Source organism: Flavobacterium sp. DW-iso2 (assembly GCF_058725285.1).
In genome coordinates this window covers 182,951-193,297 of the sequence record NZ_JBZXDY010000006.1, presented here as the reverse complement: position 1 = coordinate 193,297, position 10,347 = coordinate 182,951, and the positions used below count along the sequence as shown (strand labels likewise).

The window sequence follows — 10,347 nt, the reverse complement described above, 5'->3', positions numbered from 1 at the left end:
ACATAGAGTTTTTCCTTTTCAGACTAACAAATATTTACGCTTAATTTTTGCTACTCCACAGGTTTTGGTATTGATCCTAAATTATCCCTTTTTCTTTCATTTCGATAATCACATCCGAAGCATTTTTAAAAGTAGGCGCTTGCGTGATGATACTTCCCACTCTTTTTTTGTTGAGTTTAAAGGTAATGTCGTTTTCTGTAGTGAATAAAAGAGCGGTCAAAAATGGATTGTTCATATATGGAGCCAATACTATAAAAGCTTCGTCAAGTGTATGAAAACTTTCGATTTCCTCTGTTTTGTACTTCGCGCTAAGGGAAAGACTAAAAACGTCATCTTCCAATAATACGGGTCGCACATAGATATTTTTTAGTTCTGTGTCACCTATGGTCTTCGCCAAAGTTAATTTGGCATAAGTACCATTTTGGATACTTTCTTTAACACTTTCCCAAAATTGAACAAATACGGGTTGGAATGACATATAATTATTTTTTAGCTGTTGAATGATTCTCAGATCGAGTTTGCAAAATTAAGTTTTGTATGGCTAAATAACAGTCAAATATCGGAAAAGTTTGTTTTCTATCTACAATACTAATTAACATTCAAATTTACTGGAATAGAACGCCCTTTTTTTCTTTCTATTTCAACATAAAATAATACCGCAACAAAAGCTATAGTTTAATTTTCTGTTTTATTTAAAGAAAAAAATCATCATTTTGTTTTCTAATACATTCAAATACTAAATAGTATAAAAAAGCAGATTCACGAATCGTATTGTCTGTAAATCTGCTGTTAACAGTTATTTTAGTCTAATAGAATTGTTTTATTATTCTCCGGTAAATCAGACTTTTATTTTTTCTAATTTTACAAAATCATAAAATAGTTATATTCAATACCACTTTTACTTTAAGTAATATACAAATGGGGTCTTATCGTAATCTTTAGTTTTGAATTTTGTCAGTATTTCGGTTACCTGGATTGTCTTTATACCAATCTTGATTTAAAGTCCCACCAGAATTTGCCCATTGTATAAAAAAGTTATAGGCTTCAGCAATATTAATTTTCTCTTTTGGAACTTTAAAATCATGTATAAAACTGATAGCCCATGGCATTCCCTTATCTGAGACATAGTTACCTTTGGTGTCGCGATTTGCACCTGTTATTTGAATGTGATTATCACCTAAAGATGTCGGTTTTGAATACGGTAAATGAATTTCATTTTTTCGCTCTTTATTAGCTATTATAAATGGATTAAAGGGCGCTATTCCAAGGTCTATAGTGCTAATTGGTTGTGTAAACTTAATGGATATGGTGTGTTCAGTAAGTAGGTTACGAGCCGAATCGGTCAAAATAATGACAGCATGTTGCTGATTGGCTTCGGTTCCGTTGGCATTTGTGGTAATATAATTTTCTGTCAAAATAGACCCAGCAACACTTTTTATTTGAGATGGGGATAGATTTCCTATTTCTATACCTATTCCGTACGTAAATCCAGCTCCATTAGACTTTACAAGACAGATAATGTCCATTTGTACTGCCAAATTTTGAGCGTTTAATTTCACAATTGCTTGATAATTTAAGGCCACATCGTTAAAATCGTAATCTCCATAGGAAGGCCATAAATCCTCAAAGGCAATGGTGCCTGTACCATATTTACTTGGAGTAAATAATTCAAAAGCTACAGTAGCATCTAGTGGAAACGCATCATCTTGGTCTTGAATACCATCACCATCTGAATCTACAACAGTATCTACAGTTGTGTAAACCCTAAAAGTAGATAAATCGTTTATTGTGCGTTTATAATCTGTATTGTTCTGTGCGCTTATTCCATAGACGTACTTCCACCCACCTGTTTGTGTATCCATTATGATTAAATCGGAGCTAGAAGCGTTGTTTGCTAGCCAAAGTTCTTCTTTAGAATCAAAAGTCATAGACGTCGGTTGAAAAGGCAAGTTATCGGCACTTATTCTAGTGCTTTGATATACGTTTGCCTGATCTAATTGTAATCTATATAATCCAGAAAAGGTACATAGAAACAAAGTTCCATCTTTCGTGAAAGCTAGATCTCCTCCACTAGTATCATGAAGTCCTGTAATCGTTCGTGGCGCACTAAGAGCTCCGGTAGTGGGATTAATCGTATATAGTTTATCTAGGTTAGAAAAACAAAGTAGTCCGTCTGTGGTATTAAAGTCTAATCGTGGGCCACTTATTCCTATATTTTTGACCGTTGTCCATGAATTGTTAGCAATAGAATATTTCATTAATGGGTACGGACTCTTATTTCCTATAGAATATACACATTTGTTGGATTGATCAATTGCACAGGTAACGCTTCCCATAGGCATGTCTGACAAGTAGGTTAGTTGTCCGTTTAAAGGGTTAACTTGAAATAGTTCGGCTGAGCTATTTACACAATACAAATAATCATTTACGAGAGTCGTAGTAGTAGATTTTGAAACTGTAGCAGTAGATTTTCTAGTTGCAGCGGCTTTAGTATAGGTATATGGCGCTTCATCATTAACAATAAGAATAACTGTGGATGAAAAGTTGAGGTTGTTGTTTCTTCGAATGTACAATTTAGTGCAGTATCTGGGCACATTTATAGTTTGTACCAAAACGCCATTCACAGGAACACCTGAAAACAGTAACTTATTTAATATATCATTTCTGTAAACAGGTTCTGTAACGATCTCATTTGATTGATTTAAGAACGTTTGATTTCCATCGAAATAGGGTTCTTCGGAATAGGCATAGACATCATATTTAGTGTATTTTTCAACATCATTAATAGTTATTTTAACTTGTCGGTATGTGCTAAAGTCAAAGGTTTTGTTTGTAATAGTAGTGGTTGTATTGCCTTGACTTGTAGGATCATTTTGAACTTCTGGAGCACTACAAGAGTTTAGTAAAAGTAAAAACAAGAAAATCTTTATAAAATTAAAAAAGTGTGGTTTCATACTTGTTAATTACGGGTTACGATCACTATTAAATACTTTAAAATTAACTATTTATGGCTAAGATTAGTTAATGAATTAGACCAGTACTATTTTACTGTCGGTAATTAGTTGTTTTCTGTAGTTATATGGTTTTTTGCTTTAGGGGTATTTATATAAGCTAGTGAGAAAGTACTTTTTAATTAAGCGTATTGATTTTGCCATTGTTCATTTTCAATAATTGTTTTTCTAACAGCTATCGCTTGTCTCATTTCCAAATTATCGACTTAAATTTATTCATGTAACCAAGAATTTTAAAAGGCCTAATAATTTCTTGTTTAAAGCTGAAAGTATATAATTCTCCGATAAATTCTATTCTACAAATGCCATTCCATCAGGAACCTTTCCAGTTCCAATAGTACTTACAATTGTAAATGTCTTCATATCAATTACTTCAATTTTATTAGCATTGGAATTAGAAACGAAAGCATATAATCCATTGGGATGCATTAAAATATTTACTGGACGAGGAGTGTGGTACAGTATTCTTTCTAACAATGTTTTTTTACCATGGAGACTAATGGTCTTGATTTTCTTTTTGGATTTTTGATTATAAACAGAAATAGTGCCATCCATAGCATTAGCAACTAGGCAATATTTACCGTCGTTAGAGAATTTAAGCTTCAAAGGATCTTTCCCTGATCTTAATGTGTTTATAACCTGATTGTTTGTAGTACTGATAATAACAATTGAATTTTCGTTAGTAACCCATATTTCTGAACCATCGGGCGTTATATCAATGCCTTGTGTTCCTAATCCGCAAGGAATAATTTTAATAACCTTGTCAATATTTAGGTCGATAATACTAATGGAACCTGAATGATTATTAGTAACATAAGCCAATGGTTTAAAGGGATGAAGCACAAAAAAATGGCTTCCCTTTTGTTGAGTTGGTATTTTTTTTTCAACAAGTTTTGTTTCAATATTTACAACTAGTAAATCATTACTTATGTAGCTAATAAGACCAATTTTATTAGATTCTGGAAATGCAACAATGCCGTCTAGACCTGAATATTCTTTTGCAAGTTCTATTGTTTTTTCAACTGTATTATTTTTTGTATTTATAACGGTTATACTTTTGCGGACAATTTGATTGGTGCCGTAATTTGCCACCACAACTCTATTTGCCCCAGATAATGTCGCTGCTTGATGGGATTCTATATCAATGGGAAATTCTGCTATTTCTTTACCATGAAGTAAATCAAAGACCTCAATATCTCTACTAGCTTTATTAACGATGTATAATTTCCCATTAGTTTGAATTGTATAAGAAGGGATTCTAACAAAATATCTTGTTGTCACAACTACTAAGAATAATATACCTAAGCTGTATATTAGTAATTTTATTTTTTTCATAAATGATTTTAGTCAACGAATGCTGTTTGATAATGACGTCATATAGGGTTTTTCTCTTCAAAAAGAGTGTTTAACTTGCTCTTTTAGCACGTTCCCAATTTACGGATTGCGATTTTTTCATATATCTAAAAAATCCTAATACCACTGATAAATTCATTATGAAAAAGTAGTACGGTACAAACAGAATTTTTATCCTCGTCTCTCTATTCTCTAAGAACCAACCTAATAAAGCTGAAGCGTAAAAAAGTAATTGCAGCCAAAATAATACGGAATAAAACCCAAAAGATAAAAAGCCTTCTTTAGCTGCTAATATTGTTAAAATTGGAATTAGGAGAATGAGACACAAAGGTGTTAAACTCCAGCGTAAAACCCGATGGGAAATGTACTGAAATGAAAGCGTTCCGTATTTAAAAATATTCAATAACGAACGTAATCTTACAATAGATTGAATTCCTCCCGCAGAAATCCTAATTTTGCGTTTAAATTCTTCTTTAACATTAGCAGAGGCGGTTTCTATGGCATAAGCTTCGGGGTCATATTGTATAGTGTAACCATCTTGAGCGACTCTTAATGATATAATAAAGTCATCTAATATAGTGTCTTTTTCTACATGCTTGTAAAGCACTGTCCTAATTGCAAATAATTCTCCTGCTGCCCCAACAACAGAATATAATTCCGCATCCCATTTTTTTAGCGCCGATTCATATTTCCAGTAAATTCCTTCACCTGCTCCAGAGGCAACATCAGCTTCTTTATCAACAATTCTCTTTTCGCCAGAGACACAGCCTACTTTAGTACTACTAAATAAATTAACTATTCGTCTAATAGATTCTTTGCCTAGATTGGTATTGGCGTCACTAAAAATTACAATTGGTGTTTTTACAAATTCCATACCTCTGTTCATTGCTCCAATTTTGCCGTTTCTTTCCTCTAAATGATATACGGTTGTATTTCGATACCCTTTTAATAAATCGGGTGTTCCATCATCAGAACCATCTGTAACCCAAATAATATTTAGTTTTTCTTTAGGGTATTCCAGTGCTAAGGTGTTTTTCATTTTTGCGGCTACATAATCCTTTTCATTATATGCTGCAATAAAAAGCGTTACATCTGGTTCATAAGATGGATCGATCTCAACCTTATTTCCAATCTTCAAAAACCTTCTAATTTTGATAATTGTATATAGTAAAATGCCATAACCAACGTACGTGTAAATAATGATAAATAGTAATACCCAGCATATGATTTTTAGTGTTAACATAGCATTTTTTTTATTTTTTAGTCTAATTATTGCCTTTTTCTATAACAAATTTTTCAAGAATATTTCCAAATTCTTCAGCTCTTACTTGCCATGAATTAAGTTTAGCAAATTGAATCCTTTCATTAATTAATGCATTATTATCGTTCTTTAATTCATTTTCAATTTGGGTTTTAAAAAACTCCTTATTTTCAGCCGATTTCACCATATCTTTAAAATCGTTTAAATTGGCAAAGTCTGTCATAACCACAGGAACTCCCACGGCTAAATATTCATTAATTTTAAGTGGATATATATTTTTATTAACCTCATCCATTTTATATGGAATAATGCCTAAATCATATTTTGATAATAGTTTAGGAACTTCATGGGGTTTAACCGAATTAAAAAACGAAACGTTTTCATATTGCAATAAGCGCTCTTTTATATTGTGGTTTAATAAATAACCTGTAAACTCAAATAGTACATGAGGTAGTTCTTTAATGGTATATTCCATTATATCTATATCAAACCTAAAATCTAAGGTGCCTATATAGCCTACTTTTTTTACACTATTAGTTGAAACTCGCTTTTTTGCGTGAGCGATAAATAACTCAAAATCTACACCGTTTTTAACCACATAACTCTGCTTATTTAGCTTCTTTTTTTCAGAGTTTAAATAATCGGATGTTGTTATGATACCATCAACTTTCTCGCAAAACTGCTTTTCAATATCAAAAATTCTTGATTTATGTCTTTGCGTATCCATACCGTCGTAGCAATAATAGATATTCAGTAATTCATTCAACTGTCCTATCATTGGTAAGCCATACATAGGGTTGTATGCGGTAATAATAATAGGATTGTCTAATTTTAATTTTTTAATAACTTTGCGAAGTTGAGTTTTATAAATAAATGTATTGATACTAAAAAGCTTTTTAAATATCGATTCATTACCAATAAAATCTACAGGCAATACTGGTGGCATTACTAAATGTTTAACAACAGAACCATTATCTGTTTTTTCATCAATTATTCTTTTTTTTAAACCCAGCATTCTCGATACCTGTGCTTTTTGTTTTCCTAGAATAGACATGAGAACATCTTTGACTGTAAAAGGATATTCAACAAAAACGATTTTGTTCTTCTCTGCTAATAACGATAATAATTGCACTGTTGATTTTGTGTACTCACCATGCCAAGTGGTTTGTGATATACAAATTATGTTTTTGCCTTCTATCATGGTTAATTATTTTTTTGAATGTTCTGCAAAAATTAATTCATAAAGTTTGAGATAATCCTTTGCCATGTTGTTCCATGAAAATTTCATACTGCGTTCTAGTCCTTTATCACAAAGTAATTTTCTATAAACATCATCATTTAAAATTTTGATAAGTCCTTGCGTAATTTCATCAGTATTATATGGGTTAATAATATGAGCGGCTTCTTTAGCTACCTCTGGCATAGACGATGTATTTGATGTGATAACCGGTACTCCGCAAGCCATAGCTTCGAGCATTGGAATACCAAAACTTTCTCTGAGCGATGGATATAAAAACACGTCGCATTGCGAATAAATAGCTGGTAGATCTGTATTTATGACGTAGCCTGTTAGAACAATATTATTAATAAGGCCTGCGTCATTAATTTCAACTAAAAGTTTATTGAGTTCGGTCTTATCATAATCTAGCATAACTAGTTTATGATTGGAACCTGTTTGTTTTAAAAAATCTGAAAAGGCTTTTAGAGTTCCTTTTGTGTTCTTTTTTGGGTCTGTATTGCCAAGAAAAAAGAAATAGTTGTCTGGTAAATTGTATTTTTCTTTTACGCGTTGCAGTTCTTCTTTATTGGTGATAGGCTTAAAATGTGCGCTAACACCGTTGTAAATTGCTGTAAGGCATTGGTCCTCCCTCATTCCAAAAAACTCAGCAATCCGATTTTTTTCAAAATGGGAAACGGTAACTATTTTATCGCTTTTTTTGACCACCCAAGGGACAATTAATTTTCGATAGGCGTTGCCAAATTTTTGATAAGGAGTTGCACCTCCTGTCAGTATTTTATAATAACTGCTCTCCATATAAATAATATCATGCAAAATGGTAACCAATGGAATGTCACTAAAAATGGGAGCCGTATTACTGGTGCAATGCAAAATCTCACAACCATATTTTTTGGCAGCCTTAGGCAATTCTATTTGTTCCCACATTGGATAGGAACCGCCATCGAGTTGAATGATTTTAAAATTGGGTGTTTCCTTTAAAACAGTATTATCTTCATCTGGTTTTACAAATATGAAGTACTCATTTTCGGTATCAATAAGTTGGAGGTTTCTTATCAATTCTAGAGCTACCATATCCATACCATGTTTCTTTTTTCGAAAAAGTCTCTGTCCTTCAATACCTATTTTCATACGTAGATAATATTTGTTTTTATTGGAATATGGAATTCCCATATTTTCATCAGTGATTGCGACTAATTTAAAGTCATACTCATTTCATAATAATACGTTTAAAATAGTAGCTTCTGCTATATTTTTAGTCAGTTTCTTTTGTGCCTGATGTGTGTTGTGTATGAATAAATGTCTTATTAGCTCCCTTTATTTTTAGTAGAGACAACAACATCATTAACATCCCTTTTGGTAAGCGAATCAAAGCCTTCAATGTTTTCAAGTTGTAAAAAGATGTGGGTACCGAAAAAACAAAAGACAATACACAAGCTACAGCTAATACAATCCAATAATTAGTTAACGACACTTGGTTATCTAAAAAGTAATTGGTTGAAATAAAAACAACGCTACAAAGCATAACAGCACCTAATAATAATACTCTAGGCGGTTGAATAAACTGAATAGCTTTGTCAAAATAATCTAAGTTTCCTTTAAATAGTAAGTGTTTAAAGGCAGTTAAAATATCTTTCCTAAAATAATGTAATTGTGCAGACAGCCATCTGCGACGTTGGTTTCCAAAAACCTCAGCTTTTTGTATTTTTTCATCATATACAATAGCGTCATCTAGATAAACGATCTTATGACCTTCTTTTAGCATTTTTAATTCTATCTCTTTGTCAAAACCACCAACTGCAGTTACAGTTGACATTAGTGATTTAAAATAATTATATTTAAAAGCCATTCCAGAACCAATTATCGCTGATGAAAGCCCTAATACTCGATGTCCTTTTCTAAAAATATTATTATTTATTTCTTCGCTTATTGCATCGAGTACTGCCCAAGAGTTATTGGTGTTTTTTGCAGTTCTATGGCCTTGAACCGCAATAAAATCATATTCGAAAGCAGCGTTAATTTTCTTTAAAAAATCAGTCGCCATCACATTATCTGCATCCAAAACTACAGCAATATCATAATCTCTCTCAAGAGTAGCCATGGCTTTGTTTAAAGCTTTTGATTTTGTACTCTTATCAAAACTCACCTCAATTAATTGTATTGGTAAGCTGCTTAAGGTGTTTAAAGTTTCTTTTTTGAAAGAATCTGCTATGATAACAACATCATATAGGTTTGAAGGATAATCTTGCTGTAAAGCTAAGTTTGCCACCTCAAGAATTACCCCGTCTTCTTTGTAACCTGGAATAAGGACAGCTATTTTTTTTATATTCCCATTATCAGCATATTTTTTTTGTTTGTAAAATAAGCTTGCTATTGAAAATATTAAAATATATAAAGTCGCTAAACCCAGAAGGAATAGTAAAACAATTTGTATGATATTAAATAGTGGCATAATAAATATTTATTATTAACATGGTTAGGACTTAAGATTGATACAAATCCTATTTCAATTTTCTTATTTTATCTCTTACTTTTAGAGCATATTTTCTTAAAAATGGCAAGTGTTTTCCACTTTTTAGATTGTACATAAAGGACTCTGATTCAAAGATCATTTCAAAGTTAGCGGTACACAAAACGGGCTTTTTTGATATTCTATTAATTTCAACGGCTTGATTGTATTCACTTTCTATAAACAACACATAGGGTTTAGACATATACGCTTTAGCCTTATGATCGCCATGATTATTAGCACGTTGTCTAGCTTCCATATTTGGTAAATCAAGCATTACTAAATCATTATATTTAATGTTATTAGCATCTAACCAAGTTTCAGTTTCTTTGCGATACTTTTCTAAACGTGACGTTACAATGGTTCCTATTTTACTCCCAGGAATGAATAATGGTGGTGCGTTTAAAATAAAATCTATATATTTTTCTCCATCATCATTTTGTTCCGGTAATGGGTCAGCACATAAAACGCCATCAATATCAAAACAAGCTTTCTCAAGGGTTGTATGGTTTAGTATGTTCCATTGAAAATACCTTGGTAATGGCACGGTTTCAAAGTAATAGTCTACCATTTTTTCTTTACCAGGAATCACATATATGGCACAATATTTTATATCAAATTTATCTTCAAGATGCTTTAGCGTTTCTTTACATTCTATCATTGCAGAACCAGATGCTATGCTGTCATCTACTACTAAAACTTTTTTATGTTCACCAGAATCAAAAAACTGACTTCTAGCTCCGGCTTTGTAAATGTGCCCATTTAAAAACGAATCTATATCGGTATAAGGTCTATTAAGATATAATGATAGTAAATTTGCCGGAAGCATACCACTTCGTGGAACCCCAACAATTAAATCAAAATCGCGAGGAATTATACTTAATTTTTGAAGTATTATATCATTTAAATTTTTTATATTTCTATAATTCATAGTGTTGGGTTTAAGAGTTCATAGTCAGGTTTAGTAGCTTCTACA

8 protein-coding genes are annotated in these 10,347 nt (G+C 32.0%); all 8 read right to left on the bottom strand.

Annotated features, from left to right (window positions below; genetic code table 11):
- Positions 1-76: 76 nt before the first annotated feature.
- The 8 genes from AC4PRO_RS06460 to AC4PRO_RS06425 all read right to left on the bottom strand — a co-directional run bounded on the left by AC4PRO_RS06460 (position 77) and on the right by AC4PRO_RS06425 (position 10,302).
- Positions 77-478: a hypothetical protein gene (locus AC4PRO_RS06460; protein ID WP_074720232.1), complete on the bottom strand. Its 402-nt coding sequence runs from the start codon at positions 476-478 to the stop codon at positions 77-79.
- Positions 479-938: 460 nt separating this feature from the next.
- Positions 939-2,954 (bottom strand): LruC domain-containing protein, encoded by a 2,016-nt coding sequence (locus AC4PRO_RS06455; protein ID WP_492116757.1) that lies wholly within the window; start codon positions 2,952-2,954, stop codon positions 939-941.
- 348 nt (positions 2,955-3,302) lie between these two features.
- Positions 3,303-4,346, bottom strand: a complete 1,044-nt coding sequence (locus tag AC4PRO_RS06450) for a YncE family protein (RefSeq protein WP_492116756.1) — start codon at positions 4,344-4,346, stop codon at positions 3,303-3,305.
- Positions 4,347-4,416: 70 nt separating this feature from the next.
- Entirely contained in the window at positions 4,417-5,607 is a 1,191-nt protein-coding gene (locus tag AC4PRO_RS06445; protein WP_492116755.1) for a glycosyltransferase family 2 protein, read from the bottom strand.
- Positions 5,608-5,629: 22 nt separating this feature from the next.
- Entirely contained in the window at positions 5,630-6,826 is a 1,197-nt protein-coding gene (locus tag AC4PRO_RS06440; protein WP_492116754.1) for a glycosyltransferase, read from the bottom strand.
- A gap of 6 nt (positions 6,827-6,832) precedes the next feature.
- Complete coding sequence (locus tag AC4PRO_RS06435; RefSeq protein WP_492116753.1) at positions 6,833-7,993, bottom strand: glycosyltransferase family 4 protein; 1,161 nt, start codon at positions 7,991-7,993, stop codon at positions 6,833-6,835.
- Positions 7,994-8,117: 124 nt separating this feature from the next.
- Positions 8,118-9,314: a glycosyltransferase family 2 protein gene (locus AC4PRO_RS06430; RefSeq protein ID WP_492116752.1), complete on the bottom strand. Its 1,197-nt coding sequence runs from the start codon at positions 9,312-9,314 to the stop codon at positions 8,118-8,120.
- 49 nt (positions 9,315-9,363) lie between these two features.
- Complete coding sequence (locus AC4PRO_RS06425) at positions 9,364-10,302, bottom strand: phosphoribosyltransferase (RefSeq protein WP_492116751.1); 939 nt, start codon at positions 10,300-10,302, stop codon at positions 9,364-9,366.
- Positions 10,303-10,347 lie beyond the last annotated feature (45 nt).